18 protein-coding genes and 1 pseudogene are annotated in these 16,495 nt (G+C 72.2%); 11 read left to right on the top strand and 8 right to left on the bottom strand.

What is annotated here, in order from left to right; genetic code table 11:
- Positions 1-5: 5 nt before the first annotated feature.
- The 3 genes from ACWEQO_RS12320 to ACWEQO_RS12310 all read left to right on the top strand — a co-directional run bounded on the left by ACWEQO_RS12320 (position 6) and on the right by ACWEQO_RS12310 (position 1,502).
- Positions 6-278, top strand: coding sequence for an integrase (locus tag ACWEQO_RS12320; protein ID WP_452981896.1), 273 nt, complete (start codon positions 6-8; stop codon positions 276-278).
- Positions 279-357: 79 nt separating this feature from the next.
- A complete protein-coding gene (locus ACWEQO_RS12315; protein ID WP_361460453.1) occupies positions 358-1,122 on the top strand; it encodes a HipA family kinase in 765 nt (254 codons plus the stop codon).
- Entirely contained in the window at positions 1,119-1,502 is a 384-nt protein-coding gene (locus ACWEQO_RS12310; RefSeq protein WP_361460454.1) for a DUF3037 domain-containing protein, read from the top strand. The genes ACWEQO_RS12315 and ACWEQO_RS12310 overlap by 4 nt, the downstream gene beginning before the upstream one ends.
- A gap of 36 nt (positions 1,503-1,538) precedes the next feature.
- Here ACWEQO_RS12310 and ACWEQO_RS12305 read toward each other — a convergent pair whose 3' ends face one another.
- Entirely contained in the window at positions 1,539-2,021 is a 483-nt protein-coding gene (locus ACWEQO_RS12305) for an excalibur calcium-binding protein (RefSeq protein WP_452981891.1), read from the bottom strand.
- A gap of 528 nt (positions 2,022-2,549) precedes the next feature.
- On the opposite strand from ACWEQO_RS12305, the gene fabG reads away from it, so the two are divergent.
- The 5 genes from fabG to ACWEQO_RS12280 all read left to right on the top strand — a co-directional run bounded on the left by fabG (position 2,550) and on the right by ACWEQO_RS12280 (position 7,417).
- Positions 2,550-3,314, top strand: coding sequence for a 3-oxoacyl-ACP reductase FabG (gene fabG, locus ACWEQO_RS12300; RefSeq protein WP_361460457.1), 765 nt, complete (start codon positions 2,550-2,552; stop codon positions 3,312-3,314).
- A 12-nt stretch (positions 3,315-3,326) separates the two neighbouring features.
- Positions 3,327-4,085: an SDR family oxidoreductase gene (locus tag ACWEQO_RS12295; RefSeq protein ID WP_361460459.1), complete on the top strand. Its 759-nt coding sequence runs from the start codon at positions 3,327-3,329 to the stop codon at positions 4,083-4,085.
- Positions 4,086-4,363: 278 nt separating this feature from the next.
- Positions 4,364-5,956 carry an ABC transporter substrate-binding protein gene (locus ACWEQO_RS12290; protein ID WP_361460461.1) on the top strand — a complete coding sequence of 531 codons (1,593 nt, stop codon included), beginning with the start codon at positions 4,364-4,366 and terminating at the stop codon, positions 5,954-5,956.
- A gap of 124 nt (positions 5,957-6,080) precedes the next feature.
- Positions 6,081-6,764 carry a uracil-DNA glycosylase gene (gene ung / locus ACWEQO_RS12285; RefSeq protein WP_361460462.1) on the top strand — a complete coding sequence of 228 codons (684 nt, stop codon included), beginning with the start codon at positions 6,081-6,083 and terminating at the stop codon, positions 6,762-6,764.
- A 107-nt stretch (positions 6,765-6,871) separates the two neighbouring features.
- The gene (locus tag ACWEQO_RS12280; protein WP_452981887.1) at positions 6,872-7,417 is read left to right on the top strand and encodes a hypothetical protein; all 546 of its coding nucleotides are present in this window, start codon (positions 6,872-6,874) and stop codon (positions 7,415-7,417) included.
- Between the two features lie 51 nt (positions 7,418-7,468).
- Here ACWEQO_RS12280 and ACWEQO_RS12275 read toward each other — a convergent pair whose 3' ends face one another.
- From ACWEQO_RS12275 to ACWEQO_RS12265, 3 genes are all read right to left on the bottom strand, one after another.
- Positions 7,469-7,975 carry a hypothetical protein gene (locus ACWEQO_RS12275; protein WP_452981884.1) on the bottom strand — a complete coding sequence of 169 codons (507 nt, stop codon included), beginning with the start codon at positions 7,973-7,975 and terminating at the stop codon, positions 7,469-7,471.
- Between the two features lie 112 nt (positions 7,976-8,087).
- Positions 8,088-8,597 carry a DinB family protein gene (locus ACWEQO_RS12270; protein WP_361460468.1) on the bottom strand — a complete coding sequence of 170 codons (510 nt, stop codon included), beginning with the start codon at positions 8,595-8,597 and terminating at the stop codon, positions 8,088-8,090.
- 44 nt (positions 8,598-8,641) lie between these two features.
- Positions 8,642-9,232 (bottom strand): TetR/AcrR family transcriptional regulator, encoded by a 591-nt coding sequence (locus tag ACWEQO_RS12265; protein ID WP_361460469.1) that lies wholly within the window; start codon positions 9,230-9,232, stop codon positions 8,642-8,644.
- 129 nt (positions 9,233-9,361) lie between these two features.
- Between ACWEQO_RS12265 and ACWEQO_RS12260 the strand changes: the two genes are divergently transcribed.
- Both ACWEQO_RS12260 and ACWEQO_RS12255 read left to right on the top strand, forming a co-directional pair.
- On the top strand, positions 9,362-10,585 hold the full coding sequence (locus tag ACWEQO_RS12260) for an FAD-dependent monooxygenase (protein ID WP_361460471.1): 1,224 nt from the start codon (positions 9,362-9,364) through the stop codon (positions 10,583-10,585).
- Positions 10,586-10,632: 47 nt separating this feature from the next.
- Positions 10,633-11,541 (top strand): annotated as a pseudogene (locus ACWEQO_RS12255) (Gfo/Idh/MocA family protein).
- Here ACWEQO_RS12255 and lnt read toward each other — a convergent pair.
- Positions 11,462-13,039 carry an apolipoprotein N-acyltransferase gene (lnt, locus tag ACWEQO_RS12250; protein ID WP_452981879.1) on the bottom strand — a complete coding sequence of 526 codons (1,578 nt, stop codon included), beginning with the start codon at positions 13,037-13,039 and terminating at the stop codon, positions 11,462-11,464. The pseudogene ACWEQO_RS12255 and the gene lnt overlap by 80 nt on opposite strands.
- A 245-nt stretch (positions 13,040-13,284) precedes the next feature.
- On the opposite strand from lnt, the gene ACWEQO_RS12245 reads away from it, so the two are divergent.
- Entirely contained in the window at positions 13,285-14,025 is a 741-nt protein-coding gene (locus ACWEQO_RS12245; RefSeq protein ID WP_361460476.1) for an SDR family NAD(P)-dependent oxidoreductase, read from the top strand.
- Positions 14,026-14,089: 64 nt separating this feature from the next.
- Here the strand turns inward: ACWEQO_RS12245 and ACWEQO_RS12240 are convergent, their stop codons facing one another.
- From ACWEQO_RS12240 to ACWEQO_RS12230, 3 genes are all read right to left on the bottom strand, one after another.
- Positions 14,090-14,269: a hypothetical protein gene (locus tag ACWEQO_RS12240; RefSeq protein WP_361460477.1), complete on the bottom strand. Its 180-nt coding sequence runs from the start codon at positions 14,267-14,269 to the stop codon at positions 14,090-14,092.
- An 89-nt stretch (positions 14,270-14,358) separates the two neighbouring features.
- The gene (locus tag ACWEQO_RS12235) at positions 14,359-15,234 is read right to left on the bottom strand and encodes an undecaprenyl-diphosphate phosphatase (protein WP_452981875.1); all 876 of its coding nucleotides are present in this window, start codon (positions 15,232-15,234) and stop codon (positions 14,359-14,361) included.
- Between the two features lie 217 nt (positions 15,235-15,451).
- The gene (locus ACWEQO_RS12230; RefSeq protein WP_452981872.1) at positions 15,452-16,258 is read right to left on the bottom strand and encodes a TVP38/TMEM64 family protein; all 807 of its coding nucleotides are present in this window, start codon (positions 16,256-16,258) and stop codon (positions 15,452-15,454) included.
- Between the last annotated feature and the right edge of the window lie 237 nt (positions 16,259-16,495).

Below are 16,495 nucleotides of genomic sequence, written 5' to 3'. Positions count from 1 at the left end.
CGAGAATGGAAAACCCTCAGTGGCAGTGGGAGGCGGCGACGAAGGACGGCTTCCACGTACTGCGTCACACCTATGCCTCGATCATGCTGGAGGCGGGGGAGTCCATGGTGGCGTGGGCGCGATGGCTCGGGCACTCCTCGTCGGCCATCACTCTCGGTTACCATGCTCACTTCATGCCGGAGGCCGGGAGCAAGGAGTGCACCGTGATCGACGGACTGCTCGGGGAGCAGGGAGATCAGTGCGCCGGCCGGAACTCCCCGGATTCTCCCCAGGGCTGATCGTGGCCGACTCCCCGGAACACGGGGATCTTGGGGAGGTCATGGATTGCAAGGTCAAGGGATCGCGTAGCCTGGCGAAATGCTGACCGAGGTCACCGCCACCCGCTACATCACGCCCCTGCGCGAGGGCGGCTCGCTGCCGGGACTGGTCGAGGCCGACGACCTCGGCACCTACGTCCTCAAATTCACCGGTGCGGCTCAGGGGCGCAAGACCCTGGTCGCGGAGGTCGTCTGCGGGGAACTCGCCCGCCGGCTGGGGTTCCGGGTGCCGCGCCTGGTGACGGTCGAACTCGACCCGGTGCTGGGGCTGGGCGAGCCAGACGAACAGGTCCAGGAACTCCTCAAGTCCAGCGGGGGCACCAATCTGGGCATGGAGTTCCTCTCCGGCGCGCTCGGCTTCGACCCGCTCGCCTTCGAGGTGAGCCCCGAGGAGGCCGGGCGGGTCGTCTGGTTCGACGCGCTGGTGAACAACGTCGACCGGTCCTGGCGCAACCCCAACCTGCTGCGCCGGCACGGCGAGCTCTGGCTGATCGACCACGGCGCCACCATGATCTGGCACCACAACTGGCCCGGCGTCGAAGCGTCCGCCGCCCGCCCCTACGACGCCTCCGACCACGCCCTGAAGACGTTCGCGCCGGATGTGGCCGCCGCGGCGGCGGACCTCGCGCCCCACGTCACCGAGGAGCTGCTCGGCGAGGTCACCGCGCGGATTCCCGACATATGGCTGGTGGACGAGCCGGGATTCGACACCCCGGACGAGCTCCGGCGGGCCTACGCACGGCCCCTGCTCGCCCGCGCGGCCACCGTCCACCAGCGCGTCCACGGCCTGGGGGAGGACAAGTGAGCGGCCTGCACGTCTTCGAGTACGCGCTGCTGCGGGTCGTACCGCGCGTCGAGCGCGGTGAGTGCGTCAACGCGGGAGTGCTCGTGTACTGCCGTCACGAGGCGTTCGTCGGGGCACGCACCCATCTCGACGAGTCCCGGCTGCTGGCCCTCGACCCGCACGTGGACCTGGCCGGCGTACGGGCCGCGCTGCGTGCCGTCGAGGGGGTGTGCGCCGGTGGGGAGGCGGCGGGCCAGGCCGCCGGGGACGACGCCGGGCGGCGCTTTCGCTGGCTGGTCGCGCCCCGCTCCACCGTCGTCCAGCCCGGACCCGTGCACACCGGGCTCACCGCCGATCCGGCGGCCGAGGTGGAGCGGCTGCTCGACCTGCTCGTGCGCTGAACCGGAGTCCCCTCGCGGCAGGCGCCTGCCCGGGGGTCAGCGCCGGCGGCGCCTCACCGCGTAGCCGGCCGCGGCGGCGGCACCCGCCGCGAACGCCAGGCCGATCCCGATGTCCCAGTCGCTCGGCCCGGTCTCCGAGGAGCCGCCCAGCCCGCCCTCCACACCCCGCGTGGGCGTGACCGGGGCGGGTGCGGTGGGAACCGGAGGCGCCACCGCGGGAGCCGTGGGCGTCACGAGCGTGGTGGGGGCCGCGGTGGTGGGCACGGGCCGGGGAGAGCTGGTGGAGGAGGTGGCGGGGTCGCCCCGGTGGGGAAGCGCCTCGCAGGCGATGTCGTCGTCCGGGCCCTGTTCCTCGTCGAGTCCGTTGAGATCGCTCCGGTCCAGGTTGAACAGGGCCTGTGCCTCCTCCTGGTAGGTGAAGTCCCGGCAGTTCAGATCCTGTGCGTGAGCGGCGGGGGCCGACGGCACGGTCGCGGCGAGCGCGATCAGTATGCCGAGAGCACCGGTGCGACGGCACATGGAGCGCCTCCTTTCCGGCCGAGAGCGGCTGCTCCGGCCGTGAGTGGCTCGCGCTTCGACGCTAGGGCCTGTCCGGCGGATCAACCCGCAGACGCGGGGGGCCGGCCCGCTCGTCCGCGGCGTCGCCGTCACTCACCGGCGCCCCGCGCCGGCGTCCTCCTCCGCCGTGCGGCCGGACGCGCCAGCCCCCGCTCACCTGCGCCGATGGGGGTCGCGGGTTTCCTGCGGTCCGATCCGCCGGGCAGGCCCCGGGGACGCCCCGCACCGGGGCGCGCAGCCATAGGCCGTTCGGGTGGCGCGGGCGGGGCCGCGGGGCCGGTCCGGGCGGGGCCGACGGGGGTGGGACGGAGCCGACCGGTGAGCGGTGCGCCCGGAGGTGGCGGCCCGGGGAATGGATCACACAGCAGGGTGTGCCGTTGACACCGGGTGCCGGGGCTTCTAGCGTCACGTCTGCTGAAGGTACTAAGCGGTCGCTCACTGACGGGGCGGGCCGCAGGAGCCGCATCCCAAGGGCGAGGAGAAGCAGCAATGTCCACCATTGAGCAGCAGCGGGTCGCGGTCGTCACCGGTGCCGCACGCGGTATCGGCGCCGCCACCGCCGTACGGCTGGCCGCCGAGGGCCACGCGGTCGCCGTGATCGACCTCGACGAGGGCGCGTGCAAGGACACCGTCGAGAAGATCACCGCCGCCGGTGGCAAGGCTCTCGCGGTCGGCTGCGACGTCTCGGACGAGGCGCAGGTCGAGGCCGCCGTCGCGCGCATCGCCGAGGAACTCGGCGCGCCGACCGTCCTGGTCAACAACGCGGGTGTGCTCCGCGACAACCTGCTGTTCAAGATGAGCGTCGCCGACTGGGACACCGTCATGAACGTGCACCTGCGCGGCGCCTTCCTGATGTCGAAGGCCTGCCAGAAGCACATGGTCGACGCCGGGTTCGGACGGATCGTCAACCTGTCCTCCTCCTCCGCGCTCGGCAACCGGGGCCAGGTCAACTACTCCGCCGCCAAGGCGGGTCTGCAGGGATTCACCAAGACCCTCGCCAAGGAGCTCGGCAAGTTCGGCATCACCGCCAACGCCGTCGCCCCCGGCTTCATCGCCACCGAGATGACCAAGGCCACCGCCGACCGCGTCGGCATGGGCTTCGACGACTTCAAGGCCGCCGCCGCCACCCAGATCCCGGTCGCCCGCGTCGGCGAGCCGGAGGACATCGCCAACGCCATCGCCTTCTTCACCGGCGAGGCCGCCGGATTCGTCTCCGGCCAGGTGCTGTACGTGGCCGGCGGGCCGCTCGACTAGGGAAGACGGGACATGACTTCAGTGGAACTCTCGGGCAAGGTCGCCCTGGTCACCGGTGCCAGCCGCGGCATCGGTCACGGCGTCGCCGAGGCGCTGGTCGCACGCGGCGACCGCGTCTGCATCACCGGCCGCAACGAGGAGGCCCTCAAGGAGGCCGTCGAGCAGCTGGGCGCCGACCGGGTCATCGGGGTGGCCGGCAAGGCGCACGACGAGGCGCACCAGGCCGTGGCCGTCGAGCGGACGATGGAGGCCTTCGGCCGGATCGACTACCTCGTCAACAACGCCGGCACCAACCCGGTGTTCGGGCCGATCGCCGACCTCGACCTGAACGTGGCGCGCAAGGTCTTCGAGACCAACGTGATCTCGGCGCTCGGCTTCGCCCAGCGCACCTGGCACGCCTGGCAGAAGGAGAACGGCGGGGCGATCGTCAACATCGCCTCCGTGGCGGGCATCGCGCCCTCGCCCTTCATCGCCGCCTACGGTGTCAGCAAGGCGGCGCTGATCAACCTGACCGCGCAGCTGGCCCACGAGTTCGCGCCCAAGGTACGGGTCAACGCGATCGCCCCGGCCGTGGTGAAGACCAAGTTCGCCCAGGCGCTGTACGAGGGCAGGGAGGAGGAGGCCGCCGCCTCCTACCCGCTGGGCCGGCTCGGCGTGCCCTCCGACATCGGCGGCGCCGCCGCGTTCCTCACCTCGGACCAGGCGGACTGGGTCACCGGCCAGACGCTGGTGGTCGACGGCGGCATCTTCCTGAACGCCGGCGTGGGCTGAGACCGCTTCGGCCCGGTCGCCGGAGTGATCCGCCGGGCGGCCCGGGGCTGGATCGGCGAGACTGAGCCACAAGGGCTCCGGTACGGGCGTTCGTTGACGAAACGGCGCCCGTACCGGCTTTTTCGGAGACGAGTGGACCGATGACAACGTAGTCAACACAGAGTGACAACATCGTCTACAACGAGTTGATCTCAACAAGCGTACGGGGGAGGGCCACAGAGCGGAATACCGCGGTATCGTCTGCCGACTCTTGGGACGGCAGATCGAGGAGTGTGCGCGTGTTCAAGCGGAATCGATGCCTGCGAGGGGTGGCGGTCATCGCGTCCATCGCGTCGATATCGTCCTTGGCCGGATGCGGTGTGCTGGCGTCCGAGACCCCGGACGATCAAGGGCCGATCGTCATGGGCACCACCAGCCCGCCCAGCACGCTGGACCCGGCGGCCTCCTGGGACAGTTCCTGGGAACTGTTCCGCAACATCTACCAGACGCTGCTGAGCTACCCGGTCGGCGCGAGCGCGCCCCAGCCGGACGCCGCCGAGAGCTGTGAGTTCTCCGACGACTCCCACCAGGTGTTCCGCTGCGAACTGCGGAAGGACCTGAAGTTCTCCGACGGCAGCGCCCTCGACGCCAAGGCGGTCAAGCACTCCATCGACCGGATCCGCAAGATCAACGTCAACGGGGGCCCGGCCGGCCTGCTGGGCAGCCTCGAGCGGGTGCAGGCGCCGAGCGACCGTGAAGTGGTCTTCCACCTCAACAAGCCCGACGCGACGTTCCCGTTCGTGCTCGCCACACCGGCCATGTCGCTCGTCGCCCCGGACGCCTACCCGGCCGACGCCCTGCGCGAGGAGTCCGGCATCGTCGGCTCGGGGCCGTACACCCTCCAGTCGTACGAGGAGGGCAAGGAGGCCCGACTCGTCCGCAACGACCGCTACGAGGGCTTCGCCGACCGCAAGAACAGCGCCGTGACGGTCCGTTATTTCCAGGACTCGGTCTCCATGGTCAAGTCGCTGCGCGAGGGGCAGATCGACCTGACCTACCGCGGTCTCGCCGCGGACGACGTCGTCGAACTCCAGGGCCAAGCCTCCAAGAAGGAGGAGCTCCAGCTGGTGGAGGGCACCGGGAACAGCATCAACTACCTGGTGTTCAACCCGAAGGACCCGTGGGCCGGCAAGAAGCCGGTGCGCCGGGCGATCGCCCAGATCATCGACCGCGCGGCGATCGCGCACATGATCTACAAGGACACCGTCGACCCGCTGTACTCGATGGTCCCCAAGGGGCTCACCGGCCACACCACCGGATTCTTCGACAGCTACGGCGATCCCGATGTCGACAAGGCGAAAAAGATCCTCACCGAGGCGGGCATCGACGAGCCGGTGCCGCTCACCTTCTGGTACACCACGGACCGCTACGGTTCCGAGACCAAGCTGGAGTTCAAGGAGCTGGAGCGCCAGCTGGAGGCCTCCGGGCTGTTCCAGATCACCCTCAAGAGCCGGCCCTGGAAGACGTACGTCGAGGGCTACCAGAAGGGCGAGTATCCGGTGTTCGGGCGCGGCTGGTCCCCCGACTTCCCGGACGCCGACAACTTCATCGCCCCGTTCATCGGCAAGCAGAACGCGCTCGGCACACCCTACGAGGCGAATGAGATCAACGACGTGCTGCTGCCGCGCTCCCGCCGGGAGAGCGACCGGGGCAACGTCGTGAAGGACTTCGAGGCGGCCCAGCAGATCCTCCTGGACGACGCCCGGCTGCTGCCCCTGTGGCAGGGCCGGCAGTACGTGGCGGCGAGCCGCGACATCTCGGGAGCCGAGCGGGCGCTGGATCCGTCGACGATCATGATGATGTGGCAGCTCTCCCGCAAGACCAGCTGGTAGGGGCCGTCGGCGGCCCCCGCGGAGCCGGCCCAGGGGCGGCCCGGGGCCGGTCGGGACGGCAATTGTCAGTGGTCACCTGTAGGTTTCGAGGCCTGGAAGTGACCACGACCGTGAGGACGTTGACGTGACCGACATCGCCATGCTGCCCGAGTCCTGGCGCGGGGTTCTGGGTGACGAACTGCAGCAGCCCTACTTCGAGCAGCTGACCGAGTTCGTCGAGGAGGAGCGGGCGAAGGGTCCCGTCCACCCGCCCCGCGAGGAGGTCTTCGCGGCACTGGAGGCGACGCCGTACGACAAGGTGAAGGTCCTGATCCTCGGTCAGGACCCCTACCACGGCGAAGGCCAGGGACACGGCCTGTGCTTCTCGGTACGGCCCGGAGTGCGGATCCCGCCGTCGCTGCGGAACATCTACAAGGAGATGCACGCCGAGCTGGGCACGCCCGTCCCGGACAACGGCTATCTGATGCCGTGGGCCGAGCAGGGCGTGCTGCTGCTCAACGCGGTGCTCACGGTGCGTGGCGGCGAAGCCAACTCGCACAAGGGGCGGGGCTGGGAGCGGTTCACCGACGCGGTCATCCGCGCGGTGGCCGAGCGGCCCGATCCGGCGGTCTTCGTGCTGTGGGGCAACTACGCGCAGAAGAAGCTGCCGCTGATCGACGAGAACCGGCACGTGGTGGTCAAGGGGGCGCACCCCTCGCCGCTGTCGGCGAAGAAGTTCTTCGGGTCCCGTCCGTTCACGCAGATCAACGAGGCGGTGGCCGCGCAGGGCCACGAACCGATCGACTGGACCATCCCGAACCTGGGCTGACCCCCTTCGGGGCGCGGGGTGCCACGGGGCGTCGCGGAGCGGCTCGAGCCGGATCGTCGCCGCCTGCCGTAGCGTCGGCGGGACAGCCGGCGAGCGGTGCGGAGGACATGGTGGCAAAGCGGCAGGGGCAGGCGGCGCCGGACGCGGTGCTGACGCGGATCGGGCAGGGCGTGATGCTGCACCACGCGGGGGACCGGGCGGAGGCCCGGGACCGTTTCCTCGTTCTGTGGGCGGAGCTCGGTGAGCACGGCGACCCCCTGCACCGCTGCACACTGGCCCACTACCTGGCCGACACCCAGGACGACCCCGGGGACGAACTGGCCTGGGACCTGAGGGCGTTGGCGGCGGCGGAAGAGGCCGCCGACGCCCGCCCCACCGGGTACGAGGGCATCCCCGCCCTGCGGGCCCTCTACCCGTCCCTGCACCTGAACCTCGCCGCCGACTACGCCCGTCTCGCCCGCCCCGACGCCGCCCGCACCCACCTCAGCCGGGCCCGCGGAGCAGCCCGCACCCTGGCCGCCGACCCTTACGGCGACAAGGTCCGGGCCGCCATCCGGAACATGGAACTTCTCCTGGACGAGGCGGACGAGGCGGGTGCGCCGGACGAGGAGGGGGAGGCCGGGGGGTGGGGACCGCCGAGGGGGCACCCTTAGGGCGCCCGGAGGTCCGGTGCCCGTCGGCCGCAGGCGGTGGCGACGAGCAGGTCAACGCCCGTAGGCCTGCTCACAGATGGCCGACTGCGGGCTGTCCGCCTGCCAACGGCCGTACTTCCTGCCCAGCGCGCAGACGTCCGCCTGCTCCCGCATGTCGCGGCGCGCCTTCTCCGAGGCTTCGGAGACACGGGGGGCGGGCCTTCTGGGAGGCGCGGTCCTCTCGGTGGCCGGGCGGGCGGGAACGGCCCGCCGGTCGCGGACGTCGGACGGCGCGGTCCGCTTCGGTGCGGGTGTGGACGCGGACGCGCCGGGGGTGGCGCGGTGCGAGGGGGACGTGGGCGGCTTCGTGGGCCGGGACGGGGCGATCATCTCCAGGGCCTCGCGGGCCGGCGCCTGAACGACCTGTGACCGGGCCTTGCCGTCCAGGTGTGGCACCGTCGGGTGGGACACGCCTGCCGGCGGGCCGGCCACAGGGGGACGCTGGACCGTCACACAGCCCGCGAGAGCCGTGACCGTCACGGTCACCAGAAGCGTTGCAGTGGTCGTCTTTCGATGCACTCGCGTCACTTTGCTGGCTTTGACCGTCCGGGGGACGGTGGACTGGCGGAGGATCCCCCGCACGGGTGATCTCCGGCCCCTTTAGAGGGGCACGGGCGTGCCGGGGGTGACGTCAGTCGCCGGTGGTGCCGTCGAGCCGCTCGCGGATCAGATCGGCGTGCCCGTTGTGGCGGGCGTACTCCTCGATCATGTGGATGTGGATCCAGCGCAGGTTGAACTGCTTGCCGCTGTGGTGCCTGCCCTTGGCCAGGTCGTCCAGTGAGACGTCGGCCGCGTTGCGTCGGGCGATGTCGATCTCGGTCTGCCAGGTGGTGTGGGCCTCCTGCCAGGTGTCCGCCTCGGTGGGGTGGAAATCGCCGTCCGGGTCGGCCTCGGTGCAGTAGATCGGGCCGGGGTCGTCCGCCGCGAGTATCTTGCGGTACCAGTGGCGCTCCACCTCCGCCATGTGCCGCACCAGACCCATCAGGGACAGCTCGGACGGCGACGCCGAGGCGGTGCGCAGCTGCTCGTCGGTCAGGCCCTCGCACTTGAGGGCGAGGGTCTGGCGGTGGTACTCGAGCCAGTCCTCCAGCATGGGGCGTTCGTCGGCGGTGGTGGCGGGCTCACGGCGCTCGGTCGTCATGGGGGCATCCTTTCCGGCGGGCGACGCCCCACGCCACACGTTTTTCAGCCGGAGAGCATCCCGCGCAGCAGTTCCCGCAGGTCCGCCCGTACCTCGTCCAGGGCCGGCACGCGAGCGCTGAAGGACCCGGCCACGCAGGAGAACATCAGCCCGTCGGCCCAGGCGATCAGCGACAGCGCGTGCCGCTCGGGGGAGGGGGAGCCGAGCCCGACGACCAAGGCGGTGAGCTGGTCGCGGAACCGGGCGCCGGCTGCGTCGAAGTGGGCTCGCAGCTCGGGGCGGCGAGTCGCCTCCAGGGCCAGTTCGTAGCGGGCGAGGGTCAGTTCGCGATGGCGCGTCAGGGCGCGGTGGGTGGCCAGTGCCATCGCGTCCAGCAGCGAGTCGGTCCCGGCCCGCGGGTCCGGCATCTCGTGCAGTGCGAGGACGCGTGCCTCCCGCTCGGCGAGCCGCCGTACCGCCAGCTCCAGCAGCGCCTGCCGGGTGCGCGCCACGTTCGAGGTGGAGCCCTGGGGGAGCCCGGCCGCCCGGTCGACCGCACGGTGGGTGAGACCGCGCATCCCGCGCTCGGCGAGCAGGGCGAGAGCGGCGTCGGCGACGAGGTCGGCGCGGGAGGGGCCTGCGGTGCGTACGGACATGAGGGCCAAACTACCCGCGGCACTACAGCCGTAGTACAGTCGGTCCATGGGATGACTACAGATGTAGTCACCGGAGTCTCGAGGCCGACCGGCCGACGGGCCGAAGGTCGGCGGAACCGAGGAGGAGCCGTGGCACAGGTGCTGGAGAAAGCCGTGGTGATCGGCGGTGGGATCGGCGGCCTGACCGCGGCGGCCGCCCTGCACCGGCGCGGGGTGGAGGTGACGGTGCTGGAACGGGCCCGCTCCCTCGAACCGGCCGGCGCGGCCATCTCCCTCGCCCCCAACGCGCTGCGCGGGCTGGACGTCATCGGACTCGGCGACGGCGTCCGGGCGCTGGCCGCCTGGCAGGGCGACGGGGGACTGCGCGCACCCGGCGGGCGCTGGCTCTCCCGGGCCGGCGCGGCGGCCGCCGCCGAGCGCTTCGGCGGACCCCTCGTCCTGCTCCACCGCGCCACCCTCATCGACCGGCTGGCCGGGCTGCTCCCACCGGACGCCGTCCGCACGGCCACCGCCGCGCACCTCATCGATCCGGGAGACCCCGGCGACCCCGCCCGGCCCGCCCGTGTGCGCACCCCCGACGGAGAGCTGGAGGCAGACCTGGTGGTGGCCGCCGACGGCGTCCACTCCGCCACACGCCACCTGCTCTTCCCGGAGCATCCCGGGGCCGTGTACGCCGGCTTCACCACCTGGCGGACGGTGATCCCGCTGCCCGGCGTGCGGTTCGCCTCCCACGAGACCTGGGGCCGGGGCCGCCTGTGGGGCACCCATCCGCTCAAGGACGGCCGCGTCTACGCGTACGCCGCGGCCCTGGCTCCCGCCGGGCAGCACGCCCTCGACGACGAGCGCGCCGAACTGCTGCGCCGCTACGGCGACTGGCACGACCCGATCCCCGCCGTACTGGCCGCCGTCCGCCCCGAGGACGTGCTGCGGCACGACGTCCACCACATCGCGGAGCCGCTGCCCGCCTACCACCACGGCCGGGTCGCCCTCGTCGGCGACGCCGCGCACGCCATGCCCCCCACCCTCGGCCAGGGCGGCAACCAGGCCGTCGAGGACGCGGTCACCCTCGCTCACCACATACGTGACCTGCCCGCCTACAGCGCCGCCCGGCTGCCCCGCACCACCGCCATCGCCCGCCGGGCGGTACGGGCGGCCCGCCTGAGCATGATGACCGGCCGCGCCGGGATCGCCGTACGCGACACCGCGATCGCCGCACTGTCGAAGGCCGGACCGGCGCTGCTCCTGCGGAGCTTCGACGACATCGCCACCTGGCGGCCCCCGGCGGCGGACGCCGTATCCTTCCCGGCAGACGACAGAGCCCGCGCCGCGGACGACGACCGAGACCGACCCTGAGACCGGGACCGGACCCGCGACGGACAACCGCTGGAGGAGAACACCCCGTGAAGGTCGGCTGCATCGGACTCGGCGACATCGCGCAGAAGGCCTACCTCCCGGTGCTCGCCACCCGGCCCGGCGTGGAGCTGCACCTGCAGACCCGCACGCCCGCGACCCTCACCCGGGTCGCCGACGGCCTCCACCTCCCGCGCGGATAGCGGCACGCCGACCTCGACGCCCTGCTCGCCCAGGATCTCGACGCCGCCTTCGTGCACGCCCCGACCCAGGCCCACCCGGAGATCGTGACCCGGTTGCTCGAGGCCGGCGTACCGACCTACGTCGACAAGCCACTCGCCTACGAACTCGCCGACTCCGCAAGGCTGGTGGCCCTCGCAGAGAGGCGGAGCACCAGTCTCGCCGTCGGCTTCAACCGGCGCTTCGCCCCGGGCTACGCGCAGTGCGCCGACCACCCGCGCGAGCTGATCCTGCTGCAGAAGAACCGGACCGGGTTGCCGGAGGAGCCGCGCACGATGATCCTCGACGACTTCATCCACGTCGTCGACACCCTGCGCTTCCTCGTGCCCGGGCCGGTCGAGGACGTGACCGTGCGGGCCCGCACCGAGGACGGACTGCTGCACCACGTGGTGCTCCAGCTCGCCGGGGACGGATTCACCGCGCTCGGCGTGATGAACCGGCTCAGCGGCTCGGCCGAGGAGATCCTCGAGGTCTCCGGCCAGGACAGCAAGCGGCAGGTGGTCAACCTCGCCGAGGTGATCGACCACAAGGGCCTGCCGACCGTCCGACGGCGCGGGGACTGGGTGCCGGTGGCCCGGCAGCGCGGCATCGAACAGGCGGTGCTCGCCTTCCTCGACGCGGTGGGCGAGGGCAGGACGCTCAGTGCCCGGGACGCGTTGGCGACCCATGAGCTGTGCGAGCGTGTGGTGCGTGCGGTGCGGGAGCGGGCCGCCGCCTGAGCCGCAGGGTCCGTACGCCCTCGGCCGTCCCCCACACGGCCAGTACCAGCAGCGCCGCCTGCGGTGGCCAGTCGCCGAAGCGGACATAGGGCGTGGTGCCGTGGCCGAGCGGGACGTCGTACACCTGCGCCGTGCTCGCGTCCGTGCCGAGCCGCGGGCCCACGCGCTCGCCGTCCGGGCCGTGGACGGCGGACACCCCGGTCAGCGTCGCGTGCACCATCGGGCGGCCGGTCTCGGCGGCACGCAGCGCGGCGAGCGAGGCGTGCTGCCAGGGTGCCCAGCTCTGCTGGAAGGTCGACGTCGACGACTGGGCGATCAGCACGTCGGCGCCGTCCCCGGCCAGATGCCGGCTCATGTCCGGGAACGCGGACTCGAAGCAGACCATGGGGCCGATCCGCAGCCCGCTCCCCGTCTTCATCAGCACCTGCTCCGAACCGCGCCTGCGGTCCTCGCCCGCGGCCTTGCCGACGGAGGTGGCCCAGCCCAGCAGGGAACGGGCCGGGATGTACTCCCCGAACGGAACCAACCGCATCTTGTCGTACCGGTCGCCGGTGAGTCCGTCCGGGCCGACCAGCACCGAACTCTTGTAGATGCCGGGCTGGTCGGAACGCCGCGCGTCCACGTTGACCAGGAGCTCGGCACCCGTCGCGCGCGACAGCGCGGCAAGGCGCCGCACCAGGTCGGGCCGGGCGCCGAGGTCGAAACCGACGCTGCTCTCGCCCCAGACGACCAGGTCGACGTCCCGGCCGGAGAGCTCCCGGGTGAGCCGCTCCTCGCGGTCGAAGCGCCGGTCCGGGCTGTCCGGCCCGGAGACGACCCCCGGCTGGACGACCGCGATCCTGGCCCGGCCCCCGGAGTCCGGGACGGGCGTCCCCACCCACGCGGCGGAGGCGACCACGCCCGTGGCGACCAGAGCGGCCACGGCCGGCACCCGGGCCTGCCGCACCACGAGGAGCACGGCCACGGCCACGTTCAGCACCACCAGCAGAAAACTGAGCAGCCAGATCCCGCCGACCGACGCCAGCCGCAGCGCCGCACCCACCTGCCACTGGCTCGCACCGAGCACGCCCCAGGGACCGCCCAGCGCCTCCCAGGAACGCACCAGCTCGATGGCCAGCCAGCCCGAGGGCAGCACGACCAGCGCGGCCCCGGCCCTCCCCCGGGACGGCGCCCCGCCCAGCAGCCGTCGCACCAGCCACCCCCAGGGCGCCCACAGCGCGCCCAGCAGGGCCGCGAGGACGAACGTGAACACATGCAGATTCGGCAGCAGCCAGTGGTGCATCGCGAACATGAAACCGAACCCGCCCCACCAGCCGTCGTACGCGGCGCGGCGGCCCGTGGGCGCGGAACGCGCCAGCAGAATCCAGGGCACCAGCGCGACGTAGGCGAACCACCACAGGGACGGAGCGGGGAAGGCGAGGACGGGCAGGGCCCCCGCACCCGCGGCGACGGCCGAGCGCCGCCACGGGGAGACCAGCCAGTGGCCGGACGACTTCAACGGCGCCTCCCTGTCCCGGGTATGCCTCCAGTGTGCGCCCCGGGCAAGATCCGGGACAGGGCGCGTGGGACCCAGTGGACCACAGACGCCGTCGGCCGGCCGGACGGACGCCGCCGGGCCCATGTCCGGGCCGGGACCCGCCCGGAGCCAGGGGGCGTGCGCGGATGTCCGCATTCCCGCGAGGAGTTCCGGAGAGTCTGGGAGTCTGGTGATCTTGGGTTCGGGCTCCAGCACAGGAGGACTTCATGAGGCGTCTCGTCACCGTGGTCACCGGTGGTAGCCGGGGGATCGGGGCCGCGACCTGCCTGCGGCTCGCGGGGGAGGGGCACGACGTGGTGGTGGGGTACGTGCGGGACGCCTCGGCCGCACAGAGCGTGGCCGACGGGGTGCGGGCGGCCGGTGCGCGGGCCGTCACCGTACGGGGGGACACCGCCGACGAGGAGGACGTCGACCGCCTCTTCGGCGTGGCGGAGCGGGAACTGGGGCCGGTCACGGGGCTGGTGAACAACGCCGCGGTGACCGGGCCGCTGGGGCGGTTCACCGACGTCGACACCGCGACGATACGCCGGGTCGTCGACGTCAACCTCATGGGGACGCTGCTGTGTTCGCGCCGCGCCGCACAGCTGATGACCCCCCGGGGCGAGGGGACGATCGTGAACATCTCGTCGGGGGCCGCCACCCTCGGCAGCCCCGGCGAGTACGTCCACTACGCGGCGACCAAGGCCGCCGTCGACGCCCTCACGGTCGGACTGGCGAAGGAACTCGGTCCGGTCGGCATCCGCGTCAACGCGGTGGCTCCGGGTGCGATCGACACGGACATGCACGCCGCCATGGGCGCCCCGGACCGGGCGTGGGAGGTGGCCGCCACGGTCCCGCTGCGCCGCCCGGGGCGGGCCGAGGAGATCGCCGCGGCGGTCGCCTGGCTGATGTCTCCGGACGCCTCGTACACGACGGGGGCGGTGCTGCGGGTGGCGGGCGGGCGCTGAGGCGCTCCTCCCGGTGCGGGGGCGGGGGCTGGGGGTACCGGTACGGGGGCGGTGGCGGCGGGGCTCAGGCCGCCTTGACGACCTCGACCCGGATCGCCGCCGCCCACTCGATCACCAGGAGCTCGTACTCCGCGCGCTCACGGGCCGACAGGGAGCCGCCCGCGCGCAGCCACAGTGCTCGGATGCGCTCGTTGACCTCAGCGGCGGACCGCACGGAACCAGGGGTCACGGAATCGGGGGACATGCCGACCAGCCTAGGGCCACGCACTGACAGTGCGCTACCGGACGGCTACCCGTCCCGTATGGGTTCGGTCACGTCTCCCGTGAGGACCCTCAGCCCGACGACTCCGCCGCGTGCGGACTCAGCACACCCGTGCTGACCAGGACGATGATGACGATGCCGAGCGCGATGCGGTACCAGACGAACGGCATGAAGCTCTTGGTGGAGATGAACTTCATGAACCACGCGATCACCGCGTACCCGACCGCGAAGGCGACGACCGTCGCGAAGATCGTCGGGCCCCAGGTGACGTGACCGCCGTCGGTGGCGTCCTTGAGCTCGTAGAGTCCGGAGGCGAGCACCGCGGGAATCGCGAGCAGGAAGGAGTAGCGGGCCGCGGCCTCACGCCGGTACCCCATGAACAGGCCGCCGCTGATGGTGGCGCCGGAGCGGGAGACACCCGGGATGAGCGCCAGGGCCTGGCAGAACCCGTAGATCAGGCCGTCCTTGACGGTCAGGTCCTGGAGTTCCTTGCCCTGCTTGGGGGTGCGGTGCCGGCCGCCGCTCTCGTCCCGCGCCGCCAGCCGGTCGGCGACACCGAGGACGATGCCCATGACGATCAGCATGGTCGCGGTGAGCCGCAGGTCGCGGAACGGCCCCTCGATCTGGTCCTTCAGCGTCAGGCCGAGAACGCCGATCGGGAGCGAGCCGACGATGACCAGCCAGCCCATGCGCGCGTCGTGGTCCCGGCGCATCTCCTTGCCGGTGAGCGAGCGGGTCCAGGCCGACAGGATCCGCCCGATGTCCTTGCGGAAGTAGATGAGCACGGCTGCTTCCGTACCGATCTGGGTGATCGCGGTGAAGGCCGCGCCCGGGTCCTCCCAGCCGGAGAAGGCCGCGGTCAGCCGCAGATGTGCGCTGGAGGAGATGGGCAGGAACTCGGTCAGCCCCTGGACGAGTCCGAGGATGAGGGATTCAAACCAAGACATGAGGCAGCGGTGTCCAAGTGCCGATCGCGGAAAGGGATGACGGGCACGCCGAAGCACGGTGTGCGGTGATCGGGCGCGCCGGGGTCGAAGCGTAGCGTCCCAAGATGAACGAGAGACGCCAGGTGTTGCGCGAGCTTTCGGCCCCTGAAACCGACGCGGTGGTGCGGGAACGACCACGGCGGGGCGGCGGCGGATCCCACCCGGAGTGCCGGAGGCGTCAACGGCGGCGCAGCGCGCGCCGCTTGCGCCACGCGAGCACCGCGCCCAGCAGGCCCGGCACGGTGATGCAGGCCAGGGCGATCAGGAAGGCGGGGGAGGTCGGTGTCGAGGCGCGGGCGCCGGCGACGGCGTAGGCGGCGGTGTTCGGGATCGAGCCGAGAGCCGTCGCCAGCAGGAACGGCAGCAGGCCCATCCGGGAGACGGCGGCGCAGTAGTTCGAGGCGGCGAACGGCACCCCCGGGAAGAGCCGCGCCGCCAGCATCGAGCGGAACCCGTGCCGGCTCAGCTGCTTGTCGGCCGCCTTCAGCCAGCGCCCCCGCAGGAGCGTACGCAGTGCGTCCTGGCCGAGTGCCCGGCCGAGGCAGAAGGCCAATCCGGCGCCGAGCACCGTGCCGGACAGGGCGGCACCGAGCCCCAACTGGCTGCCGAACAGCGCGCCCGCGGCGAGGTTCAGCAGCGGGCGCGGCACGAAGGCCACCGTGCACACCCCGTAGGCCGCCGCGTACACCACGACCGCCGCGGCTCCGCCGAGCTGCGGCGGCCAGCCGTCGGTCAGCAGCTTCTGCGGCTCCAGGAGCAGCATCCCCGAAGCCGCGGAGGCGAGCAGCGCCAGCAGCAGGGACAGCCGTGACCAGGGCGACAGCAGGGCTCTGGCGCAGCGGGCGGGCAGGCCCGTGGCGGGCGGCACGGGCGGGAGCACGGAGACCGGGGCGGCCGAGGGGACGGCGGCAGCGGTGAGTTCCGTGGCGACGGCCCGGGGAGAGGCCGTAGCGGTGCCCCCAGAGCGGTTGGTGGCATCGAGCATTCGGTGACATTAACCGACGAATATGTCCGGTCGCCGTAGTGTGCGTCTCACGAGCGTCACAAGGGCCGGAACACCCGGGGCGCCGGGGAGCGGGCTCGCCGGCACCGTGCCGGAGGGCCTGCCCCGGCCCGACGCGGCCGACTGCGCCGTCATGGGTGCCACTGTGCCTCCGGGTTCCCGCACGTCGCCCGGCACCTCCTCACCACCGTCCCGTGGCGGGACACCGTCGCGTGACCG

This window comes from Streptomyces sp. NPDC004051 (assembly GCF_053604275.1).
Note: the sequence above shows the minus strand (reverse complement) of the source record. Positions and strands in the feature narration are given on the sequence as shown.

Excerpts from the sequence above, each read along its gene's own strand:
- ACWEQO_RS12320 (WP_452981896.1), top strand. The coding sequence starts at position 6 with ATGGAAAACCCTCAGTGGCAGTGGGAGGCGGCGACGAAGGACGGCTTC.
- ACWEQO_RS12315 (WP_361460453.1), top strand. The coding sequence starts at position 358 with ATGCTGACCGAGGTCACCGCCACCCGCTACATCACGCCCCTGCGCGAG.
- ACWEQO_RS12305 (WP_452981891.1), bottom strand. The coding sequence starts at position 2,021 with ATGTGCCGTCGCACCGGTGCTCTCGGCATACTGATCGCGCTCGCCGCG.
- fabG (WP_361460457.1), top strand. The coding sequence starts at position 2,550 with ATGTCCACCATTGAGCAGCAGCGGGTCGCGGTCGTCACCGGTGCCGCA.
- ACWEQO_RS12295 (WP_361460459.1), top strand. The coding sequence starts at position 3,327 with ATGACTTCAGTGGAACTCTCGGGCAAGGTCGCCCTGGTCACCGGTGCC.
- ACWEQO_RS12280 (WP_452981887.1), top strand. The coding sequence starts at position 6,872 with ATGGTGGCAAAGCGGCAGGGGCAGGCGGCGCCGGACGCGGTGCTGACG.
- ACWEQO_RS12270 (WP_361460468.1), bottom strand. The coding sequence starts at position 8,597 with ATGACGACCGAGCGCCGTGAGCCCGCCACCACCGCCGACGAACGCCCC.
- ACWEQO_RS12265 (WP_361460469.1), bottom strand. The coding sequence starts at position 9,232 with ATGTCCGTACGCACCGCAGGCCCCTCCCGCGCCGACCTCGTCGCCGAC.
- ACWEQO_RS12245 (WP_361460476.1), top strand. The coding sequence starts at position 13,285 with ATGAGGCGTCTCGTCACCGTGGTCACCGGTGGTAGCCGGGGGATCGGG.
- ACWEQO_RS12240 (WP_361460477.1), bottom strand. The coding sequence starts at position 14,269 with ATGTCCCCCGATTCCGTGACCCCTGGTTCCGTGCGGTCCGCCGCTGAG.
- ACWEQO_RS12235 (WP_452981875.1), bottom strand. The coding sequence starts at position 15,234 with ATGTCTTGGTTTGAATCCCTCATCCTCGGACTCGTCCAGGGGCTGACC.
- ACWEQO_RS12230 (WP_452981872.1), bottom strand. The coding sequence starts at position 16,258 with ATGCTCGATGCCACCAACCGCTCTGGGGGCACCGCTACGGCCTCTCCC.